This window comes from Mesorhizobium sp. PL10, from assembly GCF_053714315.1.
Genome location: NZ_JBSKBR010000021.1, coordinates 1 through 25,809, shown reverse-complemented (window position 1 = coordinate 25,809; position 25,809 = coordinate 1). Strand labels below are relative to the sequence as shown.

Below are 25,809 nucleotides of genomic sequence, written 5' to 3'. Positions count from 1 at the left end.
GGCTGCTGCTGCTTCGTGCGCCGGTCAGTTGGACGCAAGCATGTGGTCGAACGCTTCGGATAACGTCGTGCCGTACTTACCCCAGAAGTCAAAATCGGTCGTGTACTGTTCTTTGACATTCTGCGGTGACGTCGTCAGACGGTCCAGAGTCTTTTCGTCGTAGCTCGGGTTTGCCTTGAGGTTGGGGCTGCCGTAGGCGATATACTTGGGCAGATCCTTGACGTATTCGGCCTTCGAGATTTCCGAGAGGAACTTGATCGCATTGTCGACATGCGGAGCGCCCTTGAGAACGGCATAGCAGTCGATATCCAGGAGACCGTCTTTGTAGTTGATCTTGAACGGCGCTCCGGCGTCGATGGCACCGATGATGCGGCCGTTCCATCCGTATGCCATGTCGACCTCCCCGTCCTTGATGAGCTGGGTGGACTGGGCGCCGCTATCGAACCAGACGGCGTAGGCCTTGAGTTCACCGATTTTGTCGAGGGCCGCCTTGCGACCCTCTTCGGTCGACAGGAACTTGTAGACCTCAGCCCGTGGATGACCGAGCGCGAGAGCAGCCGCTTCCATATTGCCGCGCGGGCTCTTGAACATCAGCCTCTTGCCGGGAAACTTCTTCACGTCCCAGAAGTCCGCAAAACTCGCGGGGCCTGCGTCACCGTACTTTTTGGTGCTATACGCGATGTTCGTCGAAAACACTGTGTTTCCGACGCAGTAGTCGTTGACCGCGCCTGGAACGAAGTCTTTTCGATCGACAACGTCGGCGGGCAGCTTGGTGAGGATATCGGATTTCACCGCCAGCGGGACCTCGCCCATATTAAGCGAGACAATATCCCAAGTCACGGCGCCGGAATCCACCTGCGCCTTTCCCTCGGTCCAGCTTTGCGAGGTGTCTTCATCGAACTTAAAGCCCAGAGCCTTTGCCGCAGGCTCCCAGACGGCTTTCCGTTCAGCGTCCTGGGTTGCTCCGCCGTTCGCAACGATCACAACGTCGGCGGCCTGCGCAATTGCCATTCCGCCCGATGTCAGAAAGGCGCACGAAATCATCAACGCCGCGATATGCTCACTTACCAGCTTCATAGTCCTACTCCCTTTTTTGTTTGCTTCCACGAGTGGTTGGTATGTACCAAGAATTCGTCGGCCCGAGGCCCTCCGCAGCCCTCACTGCGCGTTGAACCTAGGCAGCCGTCCCGCCAAAGTATAAGCGTTGCAGCCTACTAAAGCCCGCCTCGCATATGAAGGCCGTCATTTATCCAGATCTACCTGTTCCCCATCTTGGTATATACCAACCTACGATCGCTGTGATGATGTGTCAACGGTGATTTTGTCAGCGCCTCGGAATCTTGCTCACCGACAGTTCATTGATCCTAAAGCTCGCGATATCCGGGAGAACTGAAAGGGCCATTGTCACGACCGTAGATTGGTATATACCAACAACTTTAGGAAAACGCCCGACGCGAAATAGTGCGTTTGGCTTCGAAGCAGGCTCCGGGCGGAGGTGCATTTATGCTGATTGATCAACGCGAACCGCCGCACAGGCCAACGCCCTTTGCCTACCTGGACATGCATCGGCTGCGCCGGAACCTCGCCCGAATGCAGGCGATCGCTGATCGGCATGGAGTAGCGTTGCGCCCGCATATCAAGACCCACAAGTCGATCGAAATCGGGCGGCTACAGCTAGCTTTGGGAGCCATCGGAGTAACTGCGTCCAAACCATCAGAGGCCCTTCCATTCATTCAAGCCGGGGCGCCGTCGCTGTTGCTCGCTTTTCCTATCATCGACGCGGAACGCCTGCGTTGTCTGTCTGCGCTGGCGGCTCAGCATGGGACCGCGACTACCTTCATCCTGGATAGCGGAGCAGGGGTCGATGCCTTGGCCGACGCTGCCCGACGGGCTGGCCGGATATTCGACGTCCACATCAAAATTGATGTGGGCCTCGGCCGTATCGGCGTTCTTCCGATGTCGTCCGCACTGACAGGTCTTGGAGAAGTTGTTGCGCGGAACCCAAAGCTTCGTCTAACCGGGCTGATTTCTCATGCTGGACACGGATACGGTGCCACAAGCCGTTCCATGCTCGCCGAGATCTCTCGCCAAGAGCGGCTACTGATGCTCGAAACCCGGGAGAGGCTTGCCCCGCTAGACCTCCCTCTGCGGATCACCGTTGGTTCCACGCCGACCGTACTCGCGACAGACGACTTTTCAGGTATCGACGAGATTCGACCGGGCAACTACGCCCTGTTCGATCTCACTGCTGAGCGTCTTGGGGTGGCGACGGAGGATGAAATCGCGCTTTGCGTGGTTACAACCGTGGTTAGTCGAAGCTCTCAGCACTACATAGTCGATGCCGGATCGAAGGCGCTTACCAGCGACCTAGGTCCGCATTCGAGTGGCGGGCTCGCAGGTTACGGCCGCGTTCTGCTCGCGGACGGTCAGGATGTAGGAACCCGCTTGACTATCAGCCGTCTCTCAGAGGAGCACGGCTTCGTACCGAGGGAGGATACAGACCTGCCCATAGGTACACGGCTTCTCGTCCTGCCCAACCACTCGTGTCCTGTTGTGAACCTCTACGATAGGCTCGTTGTCGGCGATAAACCGGAAACCGATCTAGCCGTCTCATCGCGCGGTGCCCTTAGCTAACGACGCCCCCTCACGGACCACTGCCTCACAATACTAGATTGGTGATCCAGCAATCACGCCCTGGCCGCGCAGCGTCCAGCCGATCGCGTTGCTCTGCTTGGGACCTTGTTTCTCTCGCGATGGATTGATCGTGAGACTCACGCGGTCTGGGTTATTCAAAGAGCGCAGATACTCGAATGGCTGGCCGTCACCGGTGACCGCCAACCCTTCGAAATTCAACACCGGAGCGCCAGGTCGTAGGTCGAGGAGTTCGGCCTCACTCTTCGTTGCGTAGTGTATGCTGATAACCCTGACATCGTTGTTCAGTTCCAACTGATAGTTGTCCCGGAAAAGCCTGTAGAGGGATTTGTTTTCAATTACGTCGCTCGCTGACAATCCGGGGACAAGGAGCGCCGGGAAATGGGTAAGTTCGAGGCACACAGGAACGCCGTCAACCGTTCGCAAACGCTCTATCGAGATGACCGGATCGCCTGGCGACAGCCCAAGCTTGGACGCGATAAATTCATCCGCTTCCTTACGCTCGAAGAAAAGCAGTTTTGAACCCGGAGTGTGCCCAGCGTTCTCCACGACATCAGAGAGACTATAGAAGGTGTGATCGCTCAATGGCCTGTCGAACAGTCGGTCCGGGACATAGGTCCCGCTGGTCCCTCGTCGTTCGAGGGCTCCCGCTTCGACGAGACGGTCGACGGCTTTGCGCATCGTCATGCGGCTAGCGCCAAACCGGACCGAAAGCTCCCGCTCCGAGGGGAAGCGCCCGCCCCGCGCAACCTCTCCGTCATGAATGAGCCTGAGCAGATCTTTCTGGACCCGCACGTATATCGGAACGTTGTCGACGGCGTTGTCCTTGGCTGCCATAAGCCTTCCTTCCTCAAGCGTCGCGGATACCGCGAAACGTCAATAGTTGCCCGGTTGTTGAAGGATCCGAATTAATCGGATTTCACGAACCATCATGTGTTCCATTCAGCCGCAAAGCACTTGACAGATTGGTATATACCAATCACCATAGAAATGCCCATTCAATTTCGCTGGTGCCGTTCGCAGAAGGTGTCGCTGTTCCAGGTGATGCTCAACGACCAACCCCAACGATCCCATCTGGGCTACTATGCCCGGGACAGGGATCTCAACGTTAAAGGTGATCTTTCATGAAATTGGAAGGCAAAACTGCCGTCATCACTGGCGCTGGCCGTGGGATCGGGCGTGCTACCGCCCATGCCCTGGCCAGGGAAGGCGCTAACATCGTTCTCGCGGCGCCCGAAATAGACCAGATCGAGGCAGTCGCAGCCGAAGTCCGTGCGATCGGTCGCGAGGCGCTGGCTGTCCAGACCGACATCCAGCATAAAGCTCAGGTCACGGCATTGGCCCAGGCCGCATTCGAGCGCTTCGATGCGGTGGACATTCTCGTAAACAACGCCGGTGTGGCGATTCACAACGCTATTCCCAATATCAAGGAAGAAGACTGGGATTGGATGATGGCGATCAATCTCAAGGGCACATTCCTTTGCACCCAGGCCTTCTTCCAGCATATGTGCGAGAGAAAAAGCGGCCACATCGTCAATATTGTTTCGCGCGCTGGCAAGGTGGCATCGGCTAAGTTCGGTGCCTACGCGGCGTCAAAATTTGGCATGCTTGGCTTCACCCAGACGACCGATGCCGAGGGAGTTGAGTTCGGCGTCAAGGCCACCGCACTCTGCCCAGGTGCGGTCGACACCCAGCAGCGAGCCGAAAACCATATCGATGATCATTCGAAGCTGCTCCTTCCCGAGGACGTGGCAGACTACGTAGCGTTCATCGTCACACGCCCTGCTCGAGTTTATATCGGTGAGGCGTCTCCGGTGCCGCAGTTTATGAAGCCGATGCCGAATTCAAACAACCTCAAGCCAGGCGTTTAAACTCTGCACTGCTCTATAGCCCGAGAAGTGGGCGGCCTCGGCCGCCCAAATTTCTCAATGTGCTGGAGTGGCTACTCGTTGTTCCGTCTCGGGATTGGGCATGCATCTAGGATTCAAACGGCTCTGACGCACCGCGTCCGGTCGCTTGGCAGCAAAGCGTCCGTCACCCTGGTCATACCCGTTGGCGTCATTTCCGCCCCTTTGGCGTTTTAACAACAGGAGGAGCACGTACCTGGAACCTGCCCACGTGGGCTGGCGTCATCCCTGCGGAGCGAGACGGTGGCCGGAGTGATTGTCCGATGAGAGCGTCCACGGGTCTGTTGGGAAAGGAGAGCGGCCGGAGGGCGCCTGGACCGACAGTTGCCGCTCCAGTCTCGCAGAGATGACAACTAACAGCGATGAAAGAAACTGCAATTTGGCGCAGATGTCTTGATGATACGCTTGAATTTATGTGTAAAATTCGGCGGAGTTCAACCCAACAAGAAATATGTCGTCACCTGCTTTGTTACGCCGAACGATTTGGCGCTACGAACTTGCTGGCAGGACCAATTCCCCCACCTCGTGCCTTAAGGCGCGAGCAGCTTTCGCATGTCCTGCTCGACGCTTGGCCAGAACAATGGTCGGAGCGCTATTTCTCAAACGGCTACCTCTATCGTGATCCAACCATCCAGCTTGTTAGTCGTGGTAGCAGCCCCTTCCGCTGGAGCGAAATAGGTGAGATGTGCGGGGTGGGTCCTGTCGGTCGGCGGGTCATGGACGAAGCAACCGAGTTCAAATTGTGCGAAGGCTTCACAATACCGTTCGCGACATTGGAACGACAGGCGGTTGGCTTTTCCGTCGCCGGTGAAAAGCTGGATCCCGACCCTCACGACCGTCTCGCCTTTCAATTCGTTGCCGCCTGCGCTTTCGGCTGCGCGGTTACTCTCGCGGCTGGAAAATGGCATTCGAAACCGGTGCACCTTTCTCCACGACAAAGGGACGTTCTGCGCTGGGCTTCTGAAGGCTTCACGGTGGACGAAATCGCTGATCGCCTCAGCATCAGTCGCAATACGGCAGATACTCATCTGCGATCGGCGCGGGAGAGGCTCGGAGTAGCAAACACCGTACATGCTGTCGCGGAAGCTTTTCGCCACGGTTTGATTGCCTAACTCACGCAATTACGTGATGCCGCCTCCTTCCGGAAACGACCATTGGTTGACCTCGAAACTGGAGACAACCGAGATGGTTCTTATCGTTACGGCGCAGAATGCAGAAGAGTATCAGGCAGAGTTGGACCAGGCATTTCGTCTTCGCCACAAGGTGTTTGTCGAAGAAAAGGGCTGGACGGATCTACGGCGCGAAGACGGCCGTGAGATAGACCGCTTCGATGATACGCATGCCGTCCATATGCTCATTTCCGTCGAGAACCGCGTTGTCGGCTACCAACGGATGCTGCCTTCGACGCGACCCCACCTTTTGTCGGAGGTCCTGGCGGATCTTTGCGAAGGCGAGCGGCCGGCTGGCGCAAACATCTGGGAATGGACGCGCTACTGCGTCGAACCGCAATTTCGCGAACGGGGACGCATGCTCAGTCCTGTCGCGAATGCGCTTTTGTCCGGCATCGTTGAGTGGGGCTTGGGCAGCGGCATCGACACGATCATCATCGAAATGAACCCGCTTTGGCTGCTGCGCCTGGTTCAATTGCATTTCAGGGTGACACCGCTGGGTTTGCCGAAAATCATCGGCGGCGAAGAGACCGTTGCCGTCACAGCAAGCTTCGATAAACGCACGCTCCAAAGGCTTCGCGAAACGCGGAACGCGAGCCGCAACATGTCGTCGATAACGTGATCGACTATATCATCTTCGCATGAAGCATGGCGATGTTCCGCTCTGTCCAGTTAATCACTCTCCATTGCGCGCTTGTCATCGCCGAGGAAGGCAGCTTCCTCGGCGCATCTCGACAATTAAGAATTCATCATTCCGCACTCAGCCGACGCATCAAGGATTTGGAACTGACATTGGGCGTGACTTTATTCCAGCGCCATCCAAGCGGGGTCAAGACCACAGTTGGCGGCGAATGGTTCCTGGCCAACATACGCCGCATCCTGAAGGATCTCGACGATACGCTTGCGTCGCTTGAGGCAGCGGGACTGGGGAAGATTGGCCGGCCACCGATCGGTTTGGCGGCGCCCATTTGGAGTTGTCAGCTTCTTGATGCTGTCGTCGCATTCATGGACGACAATCCCGACGTGGTGGCTTTCATCGCGTCTCAGCGGAAACGACATTCGACCTGAGCCCCCGGTAGCGGATAGCGCATTGTCAGGTACGTTTTGGGTCGCGCCGCGCTCGGCCGAATGCGCGGTCCGTCGCCATGAACCGGGCCAGCATCGGAGCGACCAATTTTGCAGGATCTGCAACTGCCTGACCAGTCTCGCGTCCGAGCACATCGGCATAGGCGATAAGATCGCGGTGGACAGCCGCCGGCAGTTCAATCGTGAACTTGACCGGCCGATCGTCGGGAATTGCCGAGAGTTTAAGTTTCGTCATGATGGAGCTTTCGTCGCGCCGTACGGCGCCAGAACGAGGTCGCGATTGACGATGACACGAACAGGAAAACCTGGCCGGATGGTCAGCGTTGGCTGGACGTTGAGCTGATTGCGCACGATCTGCTGACCGATATTGGAGGCCGAATCCTGAGCGCTTTCGCGAATTGCCTTGGCGATGTCACTTTCGTTGTCGCTGGACCCAAGCGACGTCCCAACGCCGAGCAGGGTCGAGAGTGCTGCGGCCCGAAACATCTGGCCCCAGTGATGGTCGACGTCATCCTCAAGCCCGGCAAATCCTTCGGCGTCCGCGCCCTGCTGGCGCTCCAGCACGGTCGAGGTGCCATCTGGCATGATGAGCCGGTTCCAGACCAGAAGCACGCGTGACTGGCCGAAGGCGACCTCACTGTCGTACTGACCAATCAGTCTCGCACCTTGGGGGATCAGGAGGTACGATCCTGCCGGGCTGTCATAGACACTCTCGGTGACTTGGGCGGTGATCTGACCGGGCAAATCGGAACGGATCCCAGTGATGAGGGCCGCCGGAATAATCGTTCCGGCCTGAACGATGTAGGGCGACGCTTTTTCGGCGAGACGATCGGGACTGACGGTGCGGCGATCCGGCGCTGCACTGACGAAGGCGAGTTTGCGGTCCTGCATGTTTTGAGGTGCGCCCGGATCGAGCGCCGGCGTTTCGGCCTGCGGTGCTAATCCGGACATGGCTTCCGCGGCGGGATCTGCTGCGCCAACACCCTTTCGCGCGGGATTTGCCTGTGCGTTGGTGTCAGTAAAGAGCTTCGCGATGCGCGCGGCCTCGACCTCGGCCAAGCGACGTTGCTCTTCCGGATCGGCGCGCGGTGCATGGATGTCCGGCACCTGGATCTCCTGTCCGCGCTCTTGCGCGCGCAGGATTGGTCGTCCGAGATCGCCGGGCAAAGCAGGACCGAGTTTCGGGACGCCCGAATAGTCCTTTGGCAGGCCCTGCAGTCCGTCGGCAGTCGCGCGGTTTTCCGTTGTGAAGAGTTCAGACGGCTCCTCATTGCCGCGCCGTCTCGTATCGAGTGCCCAGATCAGTGTACCGAGGATCGCAATACTGGCGACGCCGCCAAAGCCGATCAGCACCTTGCGCGACAGTCGCGTCACCCTGGTAGGTTCGGGCCGAAGGCGCAGGTCCGCCCCGATATCCGGGCTTGGTGAACCGACGGCGCCGCTCATCGAAACAGCCCCGCGCTGCGTTGAGGCTTGCCGTCGGCGCGAACGATCCGGACGCGCTTCTCGCTGCTCTTGTCGCCAAGCCTGAGTTCAGCTGCGGCGAACAGCCGGTCGACGACATAGTAGTTTTGACGGGCGCGATAGTTGACCAGTTCGGATCCGCCCGAGGGGCCGATGACGAAGAGCGGCGGCATTTCGCCCTGGCCGATGCCCGACGGAAACTCGACATAGACCTTTGCACCGTCATCGAAAGCACGCAGCGGCTTCCAGGGAGCGGCGTCACCTTCAATGCGGTAGCGGAAGTTGAGTTTCTGGATGTCGACGCCTGAGGCGACCGGCTGCGCGGCGTAAGCTTGCGAGTTCTGCCGCCGCAGCGCGATCAACTCGTCCTGCGGATACTGCCACGAGACGGAGGCCATGTAGGTCTTTTCGGTCGAGCGCAGTTCGAGATGATAGGTACGCCGGTCGCTGTTAATGACGAGATTGGTCTGGAGATCGGGACGCGTCGGTTTGACGAGAATGTGGACCTGCAGCCGCTCCCCTGCCCCACTTTGCGTATCGCCGATGATCCAGCGCACGGTGTCGCCGGCAGCGACTGGGCCGGAACCTACCAATTGCTCGCCCGGCTGCAGCGCAATGTCGGTGACCTGGCCAGGCGCGGCATAGATCTGGTAGAGCGCGCCCTCGCTCCAGGGATAAAGCTGGATCGCGTTGATGAAGCCGTCGCGGACGGGCTGCATTCTCGCAGCTTCGTTTGCGCTCGCGATACGTTGTTTTGGATCAGCTGATTCCGCCATCGCCTTCCCGCTCACGACTGGCTTTAGTTGTCCGGGAAGGGGAAGGGGCTTTGGAAGCTCCACCACCTTCACCGCACCGGGTGGATCGACCTTCGGCACGGCAGGCGTCGCGTCGTCATAGTTGATCTCCGGCGGAATGTATTTCTTCGAGGCACAGCCGGCGAGCGTTGTCGCCGATAGCAGCGCCACAGCAAACATACGTATCGTCGTTATGCGCCGCGCAGTCTTTCTGGTCGTCTTCCGTGTTCGTGCCGTACTCATTGTGAAAGCTCCTTCGACCAGTTGATGGCGTTGACGTAGACACCGAGTGGATTGGCCTTCAGCCGGTCGGCATCACGAGGTTGTTGAATCACGATGGTGAGGATGGCGGTCCAGCGCTCGGTACTGGCCTGGCTGCCATTCTCGTACCGCCGTTCAGTCCAGGCGACTCGAAACGAGTCCGGCGAGGCACGGATGACGCTGGAGACATCAGTCGCGATCTGGATTTTGCCGACCTTGGCAAAGGGGTCGTTCAATCGGGCATAGTCGTTCAGGGAAATGGCGCCGCGGTCGGTCGTGTAGTCATAAGCGCGCAACCAGTTCTGGCGGACAATGACTGGATCGTCCGGAATGCTTCTTACCTGTTCGATGAAGCGGGCGAGATGCCATGCGATCTGCGGATCGGTCGGCCGATAATCGGCAACGGCGGAAGCGACCACCTGCGCCTCGCCGAACTTGTCGACCTGCACAACCCAGGGAACCACTGAACCCCGCGCCGACTGCCAGACCAATGCGGCTGCGAAACCAGCGGCAAGCACAAGCGAACCGAACGCCATCAACCGCCAGTTTTTCGCCTGCACACGGGCTGAGCCGATGCGCTCATCCCAGGCCTGCGCGGCACGTTGGTAAGGCGTCTCCGGCTGGGGTGTCTTGCCATAGCGGACGGAAGGTCGTTTGAAAGGGTTCATTGGCGGTCGTCCTGATTGAGAGAAACATTCATCGAGCCGCCGCCATGATCGCCGGAGCGGACGGAATGCGCGGCCACGCTCGCGCCATGGCTCATGGTCTGGCCGCGTTTCACCCGGCTGGCCCATTCCGGTGCCGCGCCGGAAGGGGATACGGAAGGTCGTCGTGCAAAAGATGGATCGTTTGCGGCTTCGCCGGTGCTGCCAACCGGTGACTGTCCTCCGGTTGCACTCCACGCGGCAGAGCGACCGGATTGATTACTGCCCGATAGCGCCGCCGCAGCACGCGACATGGCCTGCCTGACAGGCTGAACGGCCGCGCCCGCTCCGGCCCGTGCGACACCGCCGAGACCGGCGGCGACGGCGCCCGCCCCGCTCTCTCCTGACGTTGCGGCGGCGAGCCCGTACGCGGTCGACATGCTTCCCGCCAGATGCGCACCCCCACGCGCGGAAGCAGCCGACATGCGGCCTCCAGCACCGACTGCGCTTGCCGCCCCGCCCAGGCCGGCACGCGCCGCCACGTAACCGGCAGCGCCAAGGCCGCCGGCGGCGAGGCCTGTGCCGACGGCGGCACCCGCGCCAAGTTGCGGCGCGCCGGAGACCAGGCCGGTTGCGATGCCCGGACCGAAGATCGAGAGACCCATCAGCGACAGAGCTCCAAGCACAAGCGAGAGCGCATCGGTGATGGTGGGTTGTTCCGCGCCGAATCCTTGCGTGAATTCGCCAAAGAGCCCCGAGCCGATTCCAACTATGACCGCGAGCACGAGGATCTTCACGCCGGACGCAACGATGTTGCCGAGCACTTTTTCCGCGAGGAAGGCGGTTCGGTTGAACAGCGCGAAGGGGAGCAACACGAAACCGGCGAGCGTCGTCAGTTTGAACTCGATCAGCGTGACGAAGATCTGGACGGCCAGAATAAAGAAGGCGATCAGCACAATCGCCCAGGCGATCATCAGAACGGCAATCTGGACAAAATTCTCGAAGAAGGAGACGTAGCCCATCAACTGGCTGGCGGCTTCGAGGATCGGATTGCCGGCGTCTATGCCGACCTGCGCAACGCGCCCGGGCTGCAGCAGCGCGGAACCGGAAAGTGCTGATCCCCCCGCCTTCAAGCCGAGGCCGGAAAAGCTCTCGAAGACGATACCGGCCAGACGATTGAAGTTGCCGATTATGAAGGCGAAGAAGCCGATGTAGAGCGTCTTCTTCACAAGCCTGTGCAGTACATCCTCGTCCGCGCCCCAGGCCCAGAACAGGCCGGCGAGCGTGATGTCGATGACGATCAGGGTCGAGGTGAGAAAGGCAACCTCGCCGCCAAGCAGGCCAAATCCGGAATCGATGTAGCGGGTGAAGGTTTCTAAAAAGCGGTCGATGACCCCGGTGTCATTCATGGCGTCTTGTCCTCGCCGAGCGAGCGGTCGATTCGACCGAAACGCTCATCTGCCGGCCAAGCGGGTTTGTCGCGGCGATCGGGCATGAAGAAGCGGCGGCGACTTTCTTCCCAGGCCACCTTGCAGGCGATATCGTGGGTAGCCTGTTCGCCAAGCGTGCGGCACCGCATGAGTTCGTGGACAAGCGGACCGCCATCGGGATCGGCCGGGCGCAGGATTGGCGGTGAGCTGTATTTGTCGTCGTTGCGCGAGATGATGGTGACGGCGACCGCTATCGCGAGCGCCGTCACCCCGATCAGTCGGGCGGATGTCTTCACGTCCATCGGAGAAATCTCAGTTGTGAAACATGCGAACCGAGGACGGGCTGTAGCCGCTGCCCGCCATGAAGCGGCTGAACTGCTCTTGGGCTTGTTCCTGCGCTGCGGCTTTTCGCGCCTGCTCGAGTGCGGCGGCTCGCCCTTGCGCGGCCATCATTGCGGTGAGATCTGCGACCTGCCTTGCCTGAACGGCGAGAAGCTGGTTGCCGGCTTGCGTCGCCTGCAGGATACCGACCGCCGACTGGCTGGCGTCGACCGCCGAACTCGTCTGCTCCCGCGTCCCTTCGATATTGTCGACGGCGACAGCTCCAGCCTTCAACGAATGCTCGAATGAAGAAACCGAGGTCTGCCAGCGTTCGCGCGCGCCATCGACGAGCTGCTGGCTGGAGAGATCCGAGCCGAAATTCTCATAGGTCGACTTGAACTGGCTTTCGATGTCCTGGACGCTATAGGCGAGCCTGTCGGCCTCGCCGAGCAGGCTCTTCATCTCAGAGAAATTGCCCTCGATCTGGCCAAGCAGCGAAGTCGGCAGCGAGGTGAGGTTCTTCGCCTGGTTGATCAGCATCTGCGCCTCGTTCTGAAGCGAGGTGATCTGGTTCTGAATCTGCTCCAGCGCGCGAGCAGCCGAGAGTACGTTCTCCGCATAATTTCTGGGATCGAAGACGATGAACGCAGATGCAGGACCGGACGACAGCGTGACGCCGATAGCGATGACGCTTGACGCTGCCATATGACGAAGGCGAAGAAACTGGCGCACTGAATTCATGACGGAATCTCCTCTGTGGGTCGCTCGATGACATTGGTGAGGTGGGGAACGAGATCGGCCGCCCAGGAGAGGCCGCGATTGGCGAGCCAGGCTTCGAGAAAGCGTTCTCGGCCGGTCTCGGCGATGACGCGTGCGATCGCAGCTTGATCGGTCTTCGATGATGCCGCGCAAAGAGCGAGCGCGATCGGACCAAGACTGAGCTCAAACAACCGATTGCCGCGCCGCGACTGGCAGTAGTAATCGCGCCTCGGCGTCGCGCGGGCGACGATCTCGATCTGGCGATCGTTCAATCCAAAGCGTCGATAGATATCCGTGATCTGCGGCTCGATGGCGCGCTCGTTCGGCAGGAACAGCCGCGTCGGGCAGCTCTCGACAATCGCCGGCGCTATTTTGCTGCCGTCGATGTCGGAGAGGGACTGCGTGGCGAAAATGACGGAAGCATTCTTCTTGCGAAGGGTTTTCAGCCATTCGCGAAGTTGATCGGCAAAACCGCCATCGTCGAGTGCCAGCCACCCCTCGTCGATGATCAGCAGCGTCGGCCGTCCGTCCATCCGCTGTTCGATGCGATGGAAGAGATAGGCAAGCACGGCCTGAGCGGCACCCGTGCCGATCAGGCCTTCGGTCTCAAAAGCCTGAACGGAGGCCTCGCCGAGACGTTCGCACTCGGCGTCAAGCAGCCGGCCGTAGGGGCCGTCAATGCAATAGGGCCGCAACGCCTGCTTCAGCTGGGAGGATTGCAACAGCACCGACAGGCCGGTGAGGGTTCGCTCCTGAACCGGCGCAGAGGCCAGCGAGGTGAGCGCCGACCATAGATATTCCCTGACCTCGGGCGTGATAGGAACGCCTTCGCGAAGGAGAACATCGACAAGCCAGTCGGCTGCCCAGGCGCGTTCGGGTGTGCGATGAATGCCGGCCAGAGGCTGCAGCGAAACAGCATCGATATCGTCGGACAGATCCGCCAGGGTGAGCAGAGCAAGTGGGTCGTCGTGGCTCTGTCCGCTTGACGCATTGCCGCCGAGATTGTGCCAGTCGCCACCCATGGCGTGCACTGCCGCGCGGATCGAGCCGCCGAAATCGAAGGCAAAGATTTGGTTATTCTCATAGCGCCGAAACTGCAGCGCCATCAGCGCCAGCAGGACGGACTTGCCGGCACCCGTGGGGCCGACCACGAGGGTGTGGCCGACATCACCAACGTGCAAGCTGAACCGGAACGGCGTCGCACCTTCCGTCCTGGCGAAGAACAGAGGTGCTGCACCAAAATGCTCGTCAGTTGCCGGTCCTGCCCAGACCGCCGAGAGCGGGATCATGTGGGCGAGATTCAAGGTCGACAGCGGCGGCTGACGGACGTTGGCATAGACGTGGCCAGGAATGCTGCCGAGCCAGGCCTCGACAGCGTTGACCCCTTCGATGATGCAGGTGAAGTCGCGGGACTGGATGATCTTTTCCACCAGCCGCAGTTTTTCGTCCGCGATCGACGGATCGGCGTCCCACACCGTCACAGTCGCGGTTGTATAGGCTTCACTGATCTGGTCGGAGCCGAGATCCTGGAGTGCAACGTCGGCGTCGGCCGCCTTGTTGGCGGCGTCCGGATCGACGAGGACGGACGTCTCGTTGGTGATGACCTCCTTGAGGATCGCGGCAACGGACTTCCGCTTAGCGAACCAATGGCGGCGGATTTTTGTCAGCAGGCGGGTGGCGTCAGTCTTGTCGAGCATGATTGCCCGCGTCGACCAGCGGTAGGGGAAAGCAAGACGGTTGAGTTCATCGAGGATCCCCGGAAAGGTCGTGGTCGGGAAGCCGATGATGGTGAGCGTACGCAGATGGAAATCGCCCAAACGCGGCTCCAGCCCGCCGGCGAGAGGCTGATCGACTAGCAGTGCATCGAGATGCATTGGTGTCTCGGGAACACGCACGCGATGGCGCTTGGTCGAAATCGTCGAATGCAGATAGGTCAGCGTCTCGGTGTCATCGAGCCAGTCGACTTCGGGAACAAACCCCTCAATCAGGTTGAGCACGCGGTCGGTGCGGTCGACAAAACTCTTCAGGAGTTCCCAAGAATCAACGCCGCTCTTTTCCCGGCCCTCATAGAGCCAGCTTTCCAGCCGAGATGCTTCCTCGGCCGGCGGCAGCCAGACGAAGGTCAGAAAATAGCTGCTCTCGAACAGTTCACCGCGCGGCTGGTGATTGCCCCAAAGGAGCGATCCCTGGTCGGCCTCGCCCTCGAACTGTTCACGGCGTTCGAGATCGACCAGTGCTGAAGCGCTGTCGGGGAAATGACCTTCCGGATAGTGCTGCGCCGAAATTCGAGCGGCTTCGACGAAGATTGCCCAGCCAGAGCCGAGACGGCGCAGCGCGCTGTTTAGCCGTGCGGTTGTGCCGACAAGTTCGGCCGATGTGGCACTGTCGAGATCGGGGCCACGAAAACGGGCCGTTCGTTGGAACGAGCCGTCTTTGTTGAGGACTGCCCCCGACGCCACCAATGCCGCCCAAGGCAGATAGTCGGCAAGACTGGATGAGCGTTTGCGATACTCAGTGAGGTTCATCATAGGAAAAAGGCCTCTCAGCAGTCGAAATGCGGGGGATAGCGAAGGTGCCGGCGAACCACGTCGACGAATTGCGCATCACGTTTAGCCGCCCAGACGGCAGCCAAGTGGCCGATCGCCCAGATCGCGATGCCGGCGACCCACAGGCGCAGACCAAGGCCGACCGCACCGGCGAGCGTGCCATTGGCAATGGCGACCGCGCGCGGCGCGCCGCCGAGCAGGATCGGTTCGGTCAGCGCCCTGTGAACCGGTGCGAAGAAGCCGCGGATTTCGTCCTCCATCAGATCAGCGCTCCACCGCCGAACGAGAAGAAGGACAGAAAGAACGAACTCGCCGCGAAGGCGATCGACAGTCCGAACACGATCTGGATCAGCCGGCGAAAGCCGCCCGAGGTGTCGCCGAAGGCGAGCGACAGGCCAGTGACGATGATGATGATCACCGCCACGATCTTGGCAACCGGTCCCTCGATCGATTCCAGGATCTGCTGAAGCGGCTCCTCCCAGGGCATGGAAGAACCGGCCGCATGGGCGGGCACGATCATCGTGACCGCAGCCGCAACAGTAGCGGCGGCCGGCAGAAGGACCGCACCAATTCTACGGATAGACGATGAAATGAAGGGGATCGGATTCATTCTGAGACTCCATGGAGGACTGCGGATTCGGTTTTGGGCTGGCCTCGATTTTGGCTTCGAGGATGCGGTAGTCGCCGGTGGTAGGATCAAGCCCGTCAACGAGCGCGATCTCGACGAGGCGACGGGCCGAACCGCGGCCGGCAAGCACGGCGACGAGATCGATCGTCTCGGCAATCATGGCGCGCGGAACGGTGACGACGGCTTCTTGCACGAGCTGTTCAAGCCGACGTAGCGCCCCAAGCCCGGAGCTCGCGTGGATCGTGCCAATGCCGCCCGGATGCCCGGTGCCCCACGCTTTCAGGAGATCGAGCGCTTCCGCGCCACGCACCTCGCCGATTGGGATGCGGTCAGGGCGAAGCCGCAGCGAGGACTTGACCAGATCGGAGAGCGAGGCGACGCCGTCCTTTGTCCGAAGTGCCACCAGATTGGGCGCGGAACATTGCAGTTCTCGCGTATCCTCGATCAACACGACGCGGTCTGACGTTTTCGCGATCTCGGCCAGCAACGCGTTGACGAGCGTGGTCTTGCCGGTCGAGGTGCCGCCGGCGACCAGCACGTTCTTTCGCCGTTCGACGGCGAGCCGCAGCACATTGGCTTGGGCTTCCGTCATGATGCCGGTGGCGACGTAATTTTCGAGCGTGAACACGGCGACGGCGGGCTTGCGGATAGCGAAAGTCGGCGCAGTGACAACAGGCGGCAACAAGCCCTCGAACCGTTCACCCGTCTCGGGCAGCTCTGCCGAAACGCGAGGAGATCCGGCATGCACTTCGGCACCGACATGGTGTGCGACCAGGCGAACGATGCGCTCGCCATCGGCAGGTGTCAGAACTTGCCCGGTGGCGGATAGACCTTCCTTCAGCCGGTCGACCCAAAGCCGTCCGTCGGGGTTCAACATCACCTCGACGATTGCCGGATCTTCAAGGAAGGCGGCGATGGCTGGACCAAGCGCGGTGCGCAGCATGCGCGCACCTCGTGAGATCGCTTCGCTGCCGTGATGACTGATTGCCACGATGATCCCCAATCCTGGCGGCGAGTTGGTTCGCGCCGCTGACGGGGATGATTAGAAGAGGCAGGAAAGGGTGCCTTGCAACAAGCAAAACGGGTGATAAGGCAGCGACGTGCAGCGACTTGCGAAATGCGGTGTGGCGATCTCGCGGGCGCGGCTCCGCAGTCTATTTTGCGGAGGGTTCATCGGGATCAGCTGCAGGAATTTCCTCGGCGATCTCCTGCCTGAGCTTTGGTCCTTTGCTCAATCGACGGCCGAGTGCATCGACGAATCCATCATAGCGCTGGACACCTTTTGCGCGCGCTTCGGGCTGAGCTGAGTCTGGCAGGGCCGGGGTGGATGTGAGCCAGAAGCGCACGAAGAGAGCCAGTGTCTCGATGGAGATGCCTACATCGCGCTCGACGCGCTGAACGCGGCGGTCGATTTGGTCGAGCCTTCGCGTGATTGCGGCCTCTTTTCGCTCCTCGGCATCCGGGGACAAGAATGAAGCGATGGCGGCCTCGGCAATCAGGGACAGCGAGACATCGCGCTTCGCGGCATAGTCGGCGAGCACGTTCATCGTGCCCGGATCGAGATAGGCCGAGAGTCGCCGCTTCTTCTTCATGGTGTTCAAAGCTCGATTCCATCTTTGGGATCGAGTGCGGCCTGTCGCGCGGTGCGACGCATGGTCTGGTCAATTGTGCGACGCCGCGCCGCATCATCGTCCGTATCGTCCCGGTCGAGGTCGAATTCGTCCTGATGCGCCACAATTCGCTCCGGCGCGATATCCTCATGCTCGGGCAGTTCAGGCTGCCGACGGATGCCGCTGTTGTCAGCGTCGCTGTCCTGTTGCGAATCCGCAGCATGCGCCGGCTGCAACGGCCTCGCAGGCACGGAGACATCCGACAATCTGCTCCAGTCATCAGGGCGCGACATTCCTTCGCTAGTTCCAAATTTCGGTGGCGACAGGACTCGCTCGGCAAGACGTGGATCGGAAAAGTACCGTGCCTTCTTCGCGCGGATCGGGAATAGGCCGGACACCATGACGATGGCATCAGTAGGCGGCAGTTGCATGATCTCGCCGGGTGTCATCAGGGCCCGGGCCGTCTCCTGCCGCGACACCATCAGATGCCCGAGCCAGGGCGAGAGGCGATGCCCGGCGTAGTTCTTCATGGCTCGCATTTCGGTGGCAGTGCCGAGGGAGTCCGAGACGCGTTTGGCGGTGCGCTCGTCATTGGTCGCGAAGCTCACGCGCACATGGCAGTTGTCGAGGATGGAATTGTTCGGCCCATAGGCCTTCTCGATCTGGTTGAGCGACTGGGCGATGAGAAAGCTCTTGATGCCGTAGCCGGCCATGAAGGCGAGTGCAGACTCGAAAAAGTCGAGACGGCCGAGAGCCGGGAACTCGTCGAGCATCATCAAAAGCCGATGCCGTCGCTCTTTAGCGTGGAGATCCTCGGTAAGCCTACGACCAATCTGATTGAGGACCAGACGGATCAGCGGCTTCGTGCGGCTGATGTCCGATGGCGGCACGACGAGATAGAGCGTGGTCGGACGCGCGTTTTCCACCAGGTCGGCGATGCGCCAGTCGCACTTCGCCGTCACCTTAGCCACGACCGGGTCACGATAGAGTCCCAAGAAGCTCATCGCTGTGGACAGCACGCCTGAGCGTTCATTCTCCGACTTGTTGAGCAGTTCCCGTGCTGCCGACGCCACGACCGGATGTGAACCGGCGTCGCCCAGATGTTTCGTGAGCATCATGGTGCGCAGCGTCGTCTCGATCGGCCGCTGCGGATCGGAAAGAAAATTGGCAACGCCGGCGAGCGTTTTGTCCTTCTCAGCGTAGAGAACATGCAGGATCGCGCCGACCAGCAGCGCGTGACTGGTCTTCTCCCAATGGTTTCGTCGCTCGAGCGAACCTTCGGGATCGACCAGTACGTCGGCGACGTTCTGCACGTCGCGCACTTCCCATTCGCCGCGTCGCACTTCGAGCAGTGGGTTATAGGCGGCCGACGCGGCATTGGTTGGATCGAACAGCAGCACGCGGCCGAAGCGCGCACGCCACCCAGCCGTGAGTTCCCAATTCTCGCCCTTGATGTCGTGAACGATCGCGCTCCCCGGCCAGGTCAGCAGCGACGGCACGACGAGGCCAACGCCCTTGCCGCTTCGCGTCGGCGCGAAGCACAGCACATGCTCTGGACCGTCGTGGCGAAGATAGTCTCGATCAAGTTTGCCGAGCACAACACCATCTGGATTAAGCAGGCCCTCGGTCTCGATTTCTTTTCGGGCCGCCCAGCGAGCCGAGCCGTAGGTAGCCGCGTATTTGGCTTCCCGTGCCCGCCACACAGACAATCCGATGGCGACAATGATCGCCATGAAGCTGCCGCTAGCCGCGACCAGTGCGCCCTCGATGAAAATCTCTGGCGCATAGGCGTCGTAGAAAAACCACCACCAGAAAAATGCGGGTGGTGGATAAACGGCATGACCCAACAGTTCGAACCAGGGCGAGCCAAGCTGCTCCTGGAAACCAAGCCGCCAGGCGGTCCACTGCGTCGCACCCCATATGGCCACGAGCACGATAGCCAAAACAGCAAGGGTCTGCCCCCACAATATCTTAGTCGCTGGCATCATTGTTCTCGATTCAGAAATCGGGAACGAATAAACAGTGTTCGAAGAAGCCTAGCGCAATAGGAAAAGGCGTCATCACGGCAGCTTGTCATGTCGAGACGTGAAAAGACTTGCCATCTGCGAAGCGGGATTCGCAGGCGCGTCGCGGTTACCTTGGCTGGCGGTCGGCGAGTGGAACGGAAAACATTTTGAAGCAGCCCGAGAAACGCGATCAGCGACATTCCCTTGCCGCGGAACTGATTGCGGTGTTGGTGGCGGTGACCAGCGGCCAACCACGCGTCATGACCATTCAAAACGGCAAGGCTCTGCCCTCCGGTCCATTCGAGCTTGGGCACCGTTCGCTGCAGTCCGGCCTCAGAAGCTGGGTCGAACAGCAGACGCGACACCCGCTTGGCTACATCGAACAACTCTATACGTTCGCCGACCGCGACCGGGCGGACGATGAAACGCAGAGAGTGATTTCGATCAGTTACCTCGCTCTGGCACGCGAGGGACAGGCAGAGCCCACCGACAAAGCGACCTGGCGCAACTGGTACGACTATTTTCCGTGGGAAGATCATCGCGACGGCGTTCCGTCTGCGTTGCCGGAGGTGATCGTCCCCCGACTGAACGCCTGGGCGGAAGCCGCCGACAACAGTCCGATGCGCAGTGAGCGCCAGCAGCGAACGGCGGTTGCCTTCGGCCTCGATAGCCATGGCTGGAACGAAGAGCTGGTGCTGCAGCGCTACGAACTGCTTTACGAGGCGGCGCTTGTCGAGGAAGCGCGTCGCGACCCGGCAAAGAACCTCACCCTGTCGGTCTTCGGCTCGGCCATGGCGGCGGATCACCGCCGTATCATGGCCACAGGCATCGCCAGGCTGCGCGCCAAGATCAAATACCGTCCCGTCGTCTTCGAATTGATGCCGCCTACTTTCACGCTGCTTCAGCTGCAGCGCAGCGTCGAGGCGCTGGCAGGTCGGCTCGTGCACAAGCAGAATTTCCGGCGATTGGTCGAGCAGCAGGAACTGGTCGAAGAGACCGGCACGATGACCACCGAGACCGGTGGCCGGCCGGCCCAGCTGTTTCGCTTCCGGCACGGGGTGCTGGCGGAGCGCGCCGTTGCAGGGACAAAATTGCCGCTCTCACGTGCTTGACTTTTCTTATGCTCAGTATAAGCATATGCCCTATATATACTCATATGGAGCATATGTAGGATGGTGATGGCGCATAATCAGACACCCAGTTCCGGACTCTATGACCGGGTGCGACGCGTCATTCCGGCCATCGAATGGCCGGCGTTCGCCGACGACATCGACGCCATTCTTGACCTGAAGCGGCAGCGAAACGCCGTCATCCTGGCGCACAACTATCAGACGCCTGAGGTCTTCCACTGCGTCGCCGATATCGTCGGTGACAGCCTGGCGCTCGCTCGCAAGGCGATGACGGTCGAAGCGGATGTCATCGTGCTGGCTGGCGTGCATTTCATGGCCGAGACGGCGAAGCTGCTCAACCCGCAAAAGACGGTGCTCATTCCCGATCTGCGGGCGGGCTGTTCGCTGGCGGATTCGATTACACCAAAGGATATACGCCTGCTTCGGCAATACTATCCGGGCGTGCCCATCGTCACCTACGTCAACACTTCTGCCGCCGTTAAGGCCGAGTCGGACATCTGCTGCACCTCGGGCAATGCGAAAGCCGTGGTCGAGTCCCTCGGTGTTTCCAAGGTGATCATGCTGCCGGACGAATATCTTGCGCAGAACATCGCCGCCCAGACCGACGTCGAGATCATCGCCTGGAAGGGCCATTGCGAGGTGCATGAGCGCTTCACGCCCGCCGACATCCGCCAGTTGCGCGAGGATCATCCCGGCGTGACGGTGCTTGCGCATCCCGAATGTCCGCCCGAAGTGGTGGCAGAGGCCGATTTCTCCGGCTCGACGGCAGCCATGTCCGACTATGTCGGAAAGAAAAAGCCGCCGCGCGTCGTACTGATGACGGAGTGCTCGATGAGCGACAATGTCGCGGTCGAGCATCCCGAAATCGAGTTCATTCGGCCCTGCAATCTCTGCCCGCACATGAAACGGATAACGGTCGCCAACATCTGGACAGCGCTGGAGCAGAACCGCCATGTCGTGACCATCGAGCCTGAGATCGCCGGACGCGCGCGGCTGGCAGTCGAGCGGATGCTGGCGATATGAACGTGGACGTGCGCGATTTCGACGGCCGGCCCGTCATCATCGGCGGCGGCATCGCCGGGCTGATGACCGCACTCCATCTGGCGCCCGAGCCGGTGCTTCTCCTGTCGCGATCGCAGCTAGGGGCCGATGCTTCGAGCGCGTGGGCGCAAGGTGGGCTTGCCGCCAGCCTGGGCGACGATGACGACCCTGCGCTCCATCTTGCCGATACGCTGGCCGCCGGCGATGGCCTGTGCGATGCGGAAGCCGCAAGGTGCATCCTGTACGCGGCGCCCGCCGCGATCGAGGATCTGGCGCGTCTTGGGGTTAGCTTCGATCGGTCACCTGACGGAGCGCTGCGTCTTGGACTGGAAGCCGCGCATGGCCGCCGGCGTATCGTTCATGCCGGAGGTGACGGCAGCGGCCGGGAAGTCATGCGCGCGCTTGTCGCCACCGTGCGGTCCACGCCGTCCATAATGGTCGTCGAGGGCGTCGAAGCCCGGCGGTTGGCTATGGAAGACGGCAGGGTCACCGGCGTGCTGGCAAGTTCTTCGACAGAGCCGGTGTTCTTCGCCACGGGACGGGTCGTTCTCGCCACCGGCGGGATCGGCGGCCTGTTCCACGACACGACAAATCCATTGGGCAGTTGCGGACAAGGTCTGGCGCTTGCGGCATGCGCCGGTGCAACCCTTGCCGACCTCGAGTTCATCCAGTTCCACCCAACCGCGCTTGACGGGCCTGGCCGTCCGATGCCGCTGATCAGCGAGGCGGTTCGCGGCGAAGGCGCAAAGATCGTCGACGAGACGGGGCGGCGTTTTCTCGATGGCATGCCCGGTGCGGAGCTCGCGCCGCGCGACATCGTCGCGCGCGCCGTCTGGCGACATCTTGGCGACGGCCATCGCGTCTTCCTCGACGTATGTGAAAAGCCAGGCGCGGCATTCGCGCAGCATTTCCTGACGATTGCGGCGGCCTGTCGCGGCATTGGCATCGATCCGGCGCGTGACCTCATTCCGATCCGCCCCGCACAGCATTACCATATGGGCGGTGTGGCCGTAGACACGGCCGGGCGAACCTCGGTTTCGGGACTCTGGGCTTGCGGAGAAGTCGCCTCGACAGGACTGCACGGCGCCAACCGGCTGGCCAGCAACTCGCTGACCGAGGCCGTCGTCTGCGCGCGCTGGGTCGCTGAAAGCGTGGCCGGGTCACCTGAGGGCGGTGGAAAGCGAGCGATGGCGACCAACCTGCCCGCGCCTGATCCAGCGCCTGTGCGCCCTCTCCTGTCGCGCGCGCTCGGCGTGATGCGGGATGGCGAAGGGCTGAAGGAGACTGCGAGCGCACTGTTGCCGCTGGTGCAGCAGCACGGCGCGGCGTCAGATCCCGCCATTGTCGGGCTGATGATCACGATTGCCGCCTTGCTGCGCCGGGAAAGCCGCGGCGCGCATTTCCGCACGGATTTTCCACACCATGCGTCCGCCGCCCGTCGCTCCGAAATCACCCTTGAGGCCGCCTTGGCGGCAGCGCGGGAAATCGCACACTCGCCAGCGCTGGAAAGCGTCACATGACGAACCTTTCGCCACTTCCCGCAATCATGCTCGAGCCTTTGGTACGGGCCGCTCTTCTCGAAGACCTCGGCAGGGCCGGCGACCTGACCACGGATGCCATCGTGCCGAAGGACCGTCATGCGACGACGGTGCTTTCGGCGCGCCAGGCCGGAACTGTCGCCGGGCTCGATCTGGCGATACTCGCCTTCAGGCTGATCGACCAGAATGTCGATATGACGGTGCATCGCGCCGACGGCAGCGACGTCGCGCAAGGCGAGACCATTGCCTCTGTCTGCGGCCCGGCGCGGGCTATCCTCACCGCGGAACGGTCGGCGCTCAATTTTCTCTGTCACCTGAGTGGCATCGCGACCGTGACGGCATCGGTCGTCGCGGCGATCCGCGCCCACAAAGCGAAGATCGTCTGCACGCGCAAGACGACGCCTGGATTGCGGGCGGTCGAGAAATACGCCGTGCGCGCCGGTGGGGGCTCCAATCACCGCTTCGGCCTCGACGACGCGATCCTGATCAAGGACAACCACATTGCCATCGCCGGCGGAATCCGTCCCGCCATCGAGCGGGCACGAAGCAGCGTTGGCCATCTCGTCAAGATCGAAGTCGAGATCGACATGCTGGCCCAGTTGGATGAAGCCCTGGCCCTCGCCCCCGACGCCGTCCTGCTCGACAACATGTCGGTTGACGAGTTACGCCAGGCAGTGGCCATGGTCGGCGGCCGGGCGATCACCGAGGCGTCGGGCAGGATCACACCCGCGACGGCGCCGGCCATCGCCGCGACCGGGGTTGACCTGATCTCCATCGGCTGGCTCACCCACAGTGCGCCAATCCTCGATATCGGTCTCGACTACCAGCCGATCTAATAGGTAGACGTCAGTCACAGCCCCAGTCCACGCTTCTTGCCGAAGGACCAGTCCACGCTACCGTCGGGACGAGTTGCCCCAGAGACATGCTTGCCCAATTGCTTTTCGAGCGAAGGCGACCACGGAACGAGCCTGAAACCCAGCCCGTCATCGACCATTGCAAAACGACCGGAAGCGAGCGTGAACCGCTTGCGATAGGAACCGGTGATCTGATCTCCTGCCGCTGACTCCTGAAACGGCAGGTTCAACTCGGCCGCGAGTTTCTCGCGAACCGTCTCGAGCTCGCGCTGCCGTAGCGTCGCGAGGAGGTTCCGGTCGAATATGACCCTCTGCCCCAGACGCTGTGCAAGTCCCATATCAACGAGATGGTCGATACGCGATTGCAACGCCTTGCTGACGTCCGCGCCAAAACCGCCCTCGCCCACCTTGGCCGGCAGGGGCGCAACGAGTTGGCGATCGAGCCAGGTCGCTCCCCCGGCGTGGATCTGGTCGTCGATGGTGACGTCAGAACGGACGGCAAGCGCGACACGACCACGGCCTTTCGCATCTTCGTAGCGGCGCAGTTCAACGATCGAGCCTGGTTCTGAATCGCCGGTGGCGTCGAGATCGTCGAAGCGAATGTGATGAGCACGTCCATCGATACCGTCGACAGTCGCGTACGCAGAGCCCCGCAACTCATCATCCAGGCCGCGCTCCAACAGGCGCCCAATGACCGGCTTGTTAGCCGCTTCACCCGCCAGAACGAAGTCCGCAGCCCCTCGATCGAGGCGATGATTAGCGAGACTGCGGTGCATGCGCTTGATGATGTCGCCTCGCTCGCCCAGGGCACGCAATGTGACTTCGGCTTCCTCGGCGATCGCCCATTGGCCGGGTCCAACTGGGCGCGCGAGCCCAAGGGTTTCCAGCTTGCGCAGGCGACCGACCTTCTGGCTCAAGTGTTCGTCGGGAGTTCGGTCTGGCGCGGGCGCGACAACGATGATGCCCTGGCTGTTGGTGTCACGTACGAGTTGGCGGTCGAGCTGCGTCCAGCGTTCGGCATCTATCTGCCGATCGAGCGCGCGTCGAATGTCGAGATCGTTGCGCGGGCCGAGCTCCTGGGTAATCAGATCTTGTGCGCGACCGCGCATGCCTTCCTTGATGTAATCCCGGGAGATGACGAGGTCTTTGTCATCGTCGGCGCGGCCGCGAAGAATGATATGGATATGGGGATTGTCGGTGTTCCAATGGCCGATCGCTAGCCAATCAAGTTTCGTGCCGAAATCCTTTTCAGCCTGGCTCATCAAATCGCGCGTGAACCCTCTCATATCAGCCATGTCGACGGCGTCCTCAGGAGATACGATGAAACGGAAATGATGTCGGTCGCCCTCGCACCGTCCGGCAAACTCCTTGACCTCGGTATTGTCGGTTTCTGGACCGAACATACGCGCCCTCTCACCGTCACGGGTCACACCTTCGCGGCGCAGATAGTTGAGGTGCCGGACAAGCGGGCCGTTCCGTCCCCTGTGTCGAACGACAAGCGCCTTGACTGTGCAGGATCGGGAGTGGCTGCCGATGAAGCGATTGGCGCGGATGCTCGCCACACGTCCTCGCCCGAAGTGCGAGCCTCGACCTGCTGTGATCTTGCCGTTGCGTGAGATGCGACCGCCGGCTTTCTGCGCGGCGGCCAGGGCCTGGGCCACGAACGGCCTTGCACGCTGGCTCTGTCGCGATCGAATGCGACCAGGCCGGACCCGAAAATCCTCGTCGCGGCTCACTGGCACTTGGCCCGCGAGGTGCGATCTCGATTGAAATGATTGCAGAAAGTCGCCTCGCGCGAGGTGCGGACATTGCCCGCGAGGTGCAGAAAATTGCAAAAAGGCCAATCAAAACAACCGCCCGACCGAGCCGCACATCGCGGCCTTTTATCTTGCCATCCCTCTTCGGTCGGTAAGCGTCCGGTCTCTGCACCCAGATTGAGTAGTGCATTCGCGCGACATGTCGGGCTCCT

25 protein-coding genes are annotated in these 25,809 nt (G+C 61.0%); 9 read left to right on the top strand and 16 right to left on the bottom strand.

Annotation, left to right across the window (positions count from 1 at the left end; genetic code table 11):
* Nucleotides 1–24: 24 nt before the first annotated feature.
* A complete protein-coding gene (locus ACWGTO_RS26245; protein WP_454577700.1) occupies nt 25–1,077 on the bottom strand; it encodes an ABC transporter substrate-binding protein in 1,053 nt (350 codons plus the stop codon).
* Nucleotides 1,078–1,503: 426 nt separating this feature from the next.
* On the opposite strand from ACWGTO_RS26245, the gene ACWGTO_RS26240 reads away from it, so the two are divergent.
* Nucleotides 1,504–2,634, top strand: a complete 1,131-nt coding sequence (locus ACWGTO_RS26240) for an alanine racemase (RefSeq protein ID WP_454577699.1) — start codon at nt 1,504–1,506, stop codon at nt 2,632–2,634.
* A 33-nt stretch (nt 2,635–2,667) separates the two neighbouring features.
* Here ACWGTO_RS26240 and ACWGTO_RS26235 read toward each other — a convergent pair whose 3' ends face one another.
* Nucleotides 2,668–3,489 (bottom strand): GntR family transcriptional regulator, encoded by an 822-nt coding sequence (locus ACWGTO_RS26235; protein WP_454577698.1) that lies wholly within the window; start codon nt 3,487–3,489, stop codon nt 2,668–2,670.
* Between the two features lie 287 nt (nt 3,490–3,776).
* On the opposite strand from ACWGTO_RS26235, the gene ACWGTO_RS26230 reads away from it, so the two are divergent.
* From ACWGTO_RS26230 to ACWGTO_RS26215, 4 genes are all read left to right on the top strand, one after another.
* Entirely contained in the window at nt 3,777–4,523 is a 747-nt protein-coding gene (locus ACWGTO_RS26230) for an SDR family oxidoreductase (protein WP_454577697.1), read from the top strand.
* A 398-nt stretch (nt 4,524–4,921) separates the two neighbouring features.
* A complete protein-coding gene (locus tag ACWGTO_RS26225) occupies nt 4,922–5,671 on the top strand; it encodes a helix-turn-helix transcriptional regulator (RefSeq protein WP_454577696.1) in 750 nt (249 codons plus the stop codon).
* 73 nt (nt 5,672–5,744) lie between these two features.
* A complete protein-coding gene (locus ACWGTO_RS26220; RefSeq protein WP_454577747.1) occupies nt 5,745–6,350 on the top strand; it encodes an acyl-homoserine-lactone synthase in 606 nt (201 codons plus the stop codon).
* Nucleotides 6,351–6,376: 26 nt separating this feature from the next.
* Nucleotides 6,377–6,796, top strand: coding sequence for a LysR family transcriptional regulator (locus ACWGTO_RS26215; protein WP_454577695.1), 420 nt, complete (start codon nt 6,377–6,379; stop codon nt 6,794–6,796).
* Between the two features lie 25 nt (nt 6,797–6,821).
* On the opposite strand, the gene ACWGTO_RS26210 is transcribed toward ACWGTO_RS26215, so the two are convergent.
* From ACWGTO_RS26210 to ACWGTO_RS26150, 13 genes are all read right to left on the bottom strand, one after another.
* Nucleotides 6,822–7,049, bottom strand: coding sequence for a DUF2274 domain-containing protein (locus tag ACWGTO_RS26210; protein ID WP_454577694.1), 228 nt, complete (start codon nt 7,047–7,049; stop codon nt 6,822–6,824).
* A complete protein-coding gene (locus ACWGTO_RS26205; protein ID WP_454577693.1) occupies nt 7,046–8,260 on the bottom strand; it encodes a TrbI/VirB10 family protein in 1,215 nt (404 codons plus the stop codon). The genes ACWGTO_RS26210 and ACWGTO_RS26205 overlap by 4 nt, the downstream gene beginning before the upstream one ends.
* Nucleotides 8,257–9,252, bottom strand: coding sequence for a P-type conjugative transfer protein TrbG (gene trbG, locus ACWGTO_RS26200; protein WP_454577692.1), 996 nt, complete (start codon nt 9,250–9,252; stop codon nt 8,257–8,259). Before trbG ends, ACWGTO_RS26205 begins: the two co-directional genes overlap by 4 nt.
* Before the next feature lie 59 nt (nt 9,253–9,311).
* Nucleotides 9,312–10,001: a conjugal transfer protein TrbF gene (gene trbF / locus ACWGTO_RS26195; protein WP_454577691.1), complete on the bottom strand. Its 690-nt coding sequence runs from the start codon at nt 9,999–10,001 to the stop codon at nt 9,312–9,314.
* Entirely contained in the window at nt 9,998–11,386 is a 1,389-nt protein-coding gene (gene trbL / locus ACWGTO_RS26190; RefSeq protein WP_454577690.1) for a P-type conjugative transfer protein TrbL, read from the bottom strand. Before trbL ends, trbF begins: the two co-directional genes overlap by 4 nt.
* Nucleotides 11,383–11,709, bottom strand: coding sequence for a putative entry exclusion protein TrbK-alt (gene trbK-alt, locus ACWGTO_RS26185; protein ID WP_454577689.1), 327 nt, complete (start codon nt 11,707–11,709; stop codon nt 11,383–11,385). Before trbK-alt ends, trbL begins: the two co-directional genes overlap by 4 nt.
* A 10-nt stretch (nt 11,710–11,719) precedes the next feature.
* Nucleotides 11,720–12,469, bottom strand: coding sequence for a P-type conjugative transfer protein TrbJ (trbJ, locus tag ACWGTO_RS26180; RefSeq protein ID WP_454577688.1), 750 nt, complete (start codon nt 12,467–12,469; stop codon nt 11,720–11,722).
* Complete coding sequence (gene trbE / locus ACWGTO_RS26175) at nt 12,466–15,015, bottom strand: conjugal transfer protein TrbE (RefSeq protein ID WP_454577687.1); 2,550 nt, start codon at nt 15,013–15,015, stop codon at nt 12,466–12,468. Before trbE ends, trbJ begins: the two co-directional genes overlap by 4 nt.
* A gap of 14 nt (nt 15,016–15,029) precedes the next feature.
* Nucleotides 15,030–15,293, bottom strand: a complete 264-nt coding sequence (locus tag ACWGTO_RS26170; protein ID WP_454577686.1) for a VirB3 family type IV secretion system protein — start codon at nt 15,291–15,293, stop codon at nt 15,030–15,032.
* The gene (locus ACWGTO_RS26165; RefSeq protein WP_454577685.1) at nt 15,293–15,553 is read right to left on the bottom strand and encodes a TrbC/VirB2 family protein; all 261 of its coding nucleotides are present in this window, start codon (nt 15,551–15,553) and stop codon (nt 15,293–15,295) included. Before ACWGTO_RS26165 ends, ACWGTO_RS26170 begins: the two co-directional genes overlap by 1 nt.
* A gap of 52 nt (nt 15,554–15,605) precedes the next feature.
* On the bottom strand, nt 15,606–16,604 hold the full coding sequence (gene trbB, locus ACWGTO_RS26160; RefSeq protein ID WP_454577746.1) for a P-type conjugative transfer ATPase TrbB: 999 nt from the start codon (nt 16,602–16,604) through the stop codon (nt 15,606–15,608).
* Nucleotides 16,605–16,815: 211 nt separating this feature from the next.
* Entirely contained in the window at nt 16,816–17,262 is a 447-nt protein-coding gene (locus ACWGTO_RS26155; RefSeq protein WP_454577684.1) for a CopG family transcriptional regulator, read from the bottom strand.
* The gene (locus tag ACWGTO_RS26150) at nt 17,259–19,256 is read right to left on the bottom strand and encodes a conjugal transfer protein TraG (protein ID WP_454577745.1); all 1,998 of its coding nucleotides are present in this window, start codon (nt 19,254–19,256) and stop codon (nt 17,259–17,261) included. Before ACWGTO_RS26150 ends, ACWGTO_RS26155 begins: the two co-directional genes overlap by 4 nt.
* A gap of 185 nt (nt 19,257–19,441) precedes the next feature.
* Between ACWGTO_RS26150 and ACWGTO_RS26145 the strand changes: the two genes are divergently transcribed.
* The 4 genes from ACWGTO_RS26145 to nadC all read left to right on the top strand — a co-directional run bounded on the left by ACWGTO_RS26145 (nt 19,442) and on the right by nadC (nt 23,822).
* Nucleotides 19,442–20,389, top strand: a complete 948-nt coding sequence (locus ACWGTO_RS26145; RefSeq protein ID WP_454577744.1) for an NUDIX hydrolase — start codon at nt 19,442–19,444, stop codon at nt 20,387–20,389.
* Nucleotides 20,390–20,455: 66 nt separating this feature from the next.
* Nucleotides 20,456–21,430 (top strand): quinolinate synthase NadA, encoded by a 975-nt coding sequence (gene nadA / locus ACWGTO_RS26140; protein ID WP_454577683.1) that lies wholly within the window; start codon nt 20,456–20,458, stop codon nt 21,428–21,430.
* A complete protein-coding gene (locus ACWGTO_RS26135; RefSeq protein WP_454577682.1) occupies nt 21,427–22,968 on the top strand; it encodes an L-aspartate oxidase in 1,542 nt (513 codons plus the stop codon). The genes nadA and ACWGTO_RS26135 overlap by 4 nt, the downstream gene beginning before the upstream one ends.
* Nucleotides 22,965–23,822: a carboxylating nicotinate-nucleotide diphosphorylase gene (gene nadC / locus ACWGTO_RS26130; protein WP_454577681.1), complete on the top strand. Its 858-nt coding sequence runs from the start codon at nt 22,965–22,967 to the stop codon at nt 23,820–23,822. The genes ACWGTO_RS26135 and nadC overlap by 4 nt, the downstream gene beginning before the upstream one ends.
* Before the next feature lie 14 nt (nt 23,823–23,836).
* Here nadC and ACWGTO_RS26125 read toward each other — a convergent pair whose 3' ends face one another.
* The gene (locus ACWGTO_RS26125) at nt 23,837–25,576 is read right to left on the bottom strand and encodes a relaxase/mobilization nuclease domain-containing protein (protein ID WP_454577680.1); all 1,740 of its coding nucleotides are present in this window, start codon (nt 25,574–25,576) and stop codon (nt 23,837–23,839) included.
* Nucleotides 25,577–25,809: the final 233 nt, after the last annotated feature.

Excerpts from the sequence above, each read along its gene's own strand:
- ACWGTO_RS26215 (WP_454577695.1), top strand. The coding sequence starts at position 6,377 with ATGGCGATGTTCCGCTCTGTCCAGTTAATCACTCTCCATTGCGCGCTT.
- ACWGTO_RS26225 (WP_454577696.1), top strand. The coding sequence starts at position 4,922 with ATGAAAGAAACTGCAATTTGGCGCAGATGTCTTGATGATACGCTTGAA.
- trbG (WP_454577692.1), bottom strand. The coding sequence starts at position 9,252 with ATGTTTGCTGTGGCGCTGCTATCGGCGACAACGCTCGCCGGCTGTGCC.
- trbK-alt (WP_454577689.1), bottom strand. The coding sequence starts at position 11,709 with ATGGACGTGAAGACATCCGCCCGACTGATCGGGGTGACGGCGCTCGCG.
- nadA (WP_454577683.1), top strand. The coding sequence starts at position 20,456 with ATGGCGCATAATCAGACACCCAGTTCCGGACTCTATGACCGGGTGCGA.
- ACWGTO_RS26165 (WP_454577685.1), bottom strand. The coding sequence starts at position 15,553 with ATGATCGTGCCCGCCCATGCGGCCGGTTCTTCCATGCCCTGGGAGGAG.
- trbJ (WP_454577688.1), bottom strand. The coding sequence starts at position 12,469 with ATGAATTCAGTGCGCCAGTTTCTTCGCCTTCGTCATATGGCAGCGTCA.
- ACWGTO_RS26170 (WP_454577686.1), bottom strand. The coding sequence starts at position 15,293 with ATGGAGGACGAAATCCGCGGCTTCTTCGCACCGGTTCACAGGGCGCTG.
- ACWGTO_RS26210 (WP_454577694.1), bottom strand. The coding sequence starts at position 7,049 with ATGACGAAACTTAAACTCTCGGCAATTCCCGACGATCGGCCGGTCAAG.
- trbE (WP_454577687.1), bottom strand. The coding sequence starts at position 15,015 with ATGATGAACCTCACTGAGTATCGCAAACGCTCATCCAGTCTTGCCGAC.
- ACWGTO_RS26240 (WP_454577699.1), top strand. The coding sequence starts at position 1,504 with ATGCTGATTGATCAACGCGAACCGCCGCACAGGCCAACGCCCTTTGCC.
- trbF (WP_454577691.1), bottom strand. The coding sequence starts at position 10,001 with ATGAACCCTTTCAAACGACCTTCCGTCCGCTATGGCAAGACACCCCAG.
- trbB (WP_454577746.1), bottom strand. The coding sequence starts at position 16,604 with ATGCTGCGCACCGCGCTTGGTCCAGCCATCGCCGCCTTCCTTGAAGAT.
- ACWGTO_RS26135 (WP_454577682.1), top strand. The coding sequence starts at position 21,427 with ATGAACGTGGACGTGCGCGATTTCGACGGCCGGCCCGTCATCATCGGC.
- ACWGTO_RS26230 (WP_454577697.1), top strand. The coding sequence starts at position 3,777 with ATGAAATTGGAAGGCAAAACTGCCGTCATCACTGGCGCTGGCCGTGGG.
- trbL (WP_454577690.1), bottom strand. The coding sequence starts at position 11,386 with ATGAATGACACCGGGGTCATCGACCGCTTTTTAGAAACCTTCACCCGC.
- ACWGTO_RS26220 (WP_454577747.1), top strand. The coding sequence starts at position 5,745 with ATGGTTCTTATCGTTACGGCGCAGAATGCAGAAGAGTATCAGGCAGAG.
- ACWGTO_RS26235 (WP_454577698.1), bottom strand. The coding sequence starts at position 3,489 with ATGGCAGCCAAGGACAACGCCGTCGACAACGTTCCGATATACGTGCGG.
- ACWGTO_RS26150 (WP_454577745.1), bottom strand. The coding sequence starts at position 19,256 with ATGCCAGCGACTAAGATATTGTGGGGGCAGACCCTTGCTGTTTTGGCT.
- ACWGTO_RS26245 (WP_454577700.1), bottom strand. The coding sequence starts at position 1,077 with ATGAAGCTGGTAAGTGAGCATATCGCGGCGTTGATGATTTCGTGCGCC.
- ACWGTO_RS26205 (WP_454577693.1), bottom strand. The coding sequence starts at position 8,260 with ATGAGCGGCGCCGTCGGTTCACCAAGCCCGGATATCGGGGCGGACCTG.
- nadC (WP_454577681.1), top strand. The coding sequence starts at position 22,965 with ATGACGAACCTTTCGCCACTTCCCGCAATCATGCTCGAGCCTTTGGTA.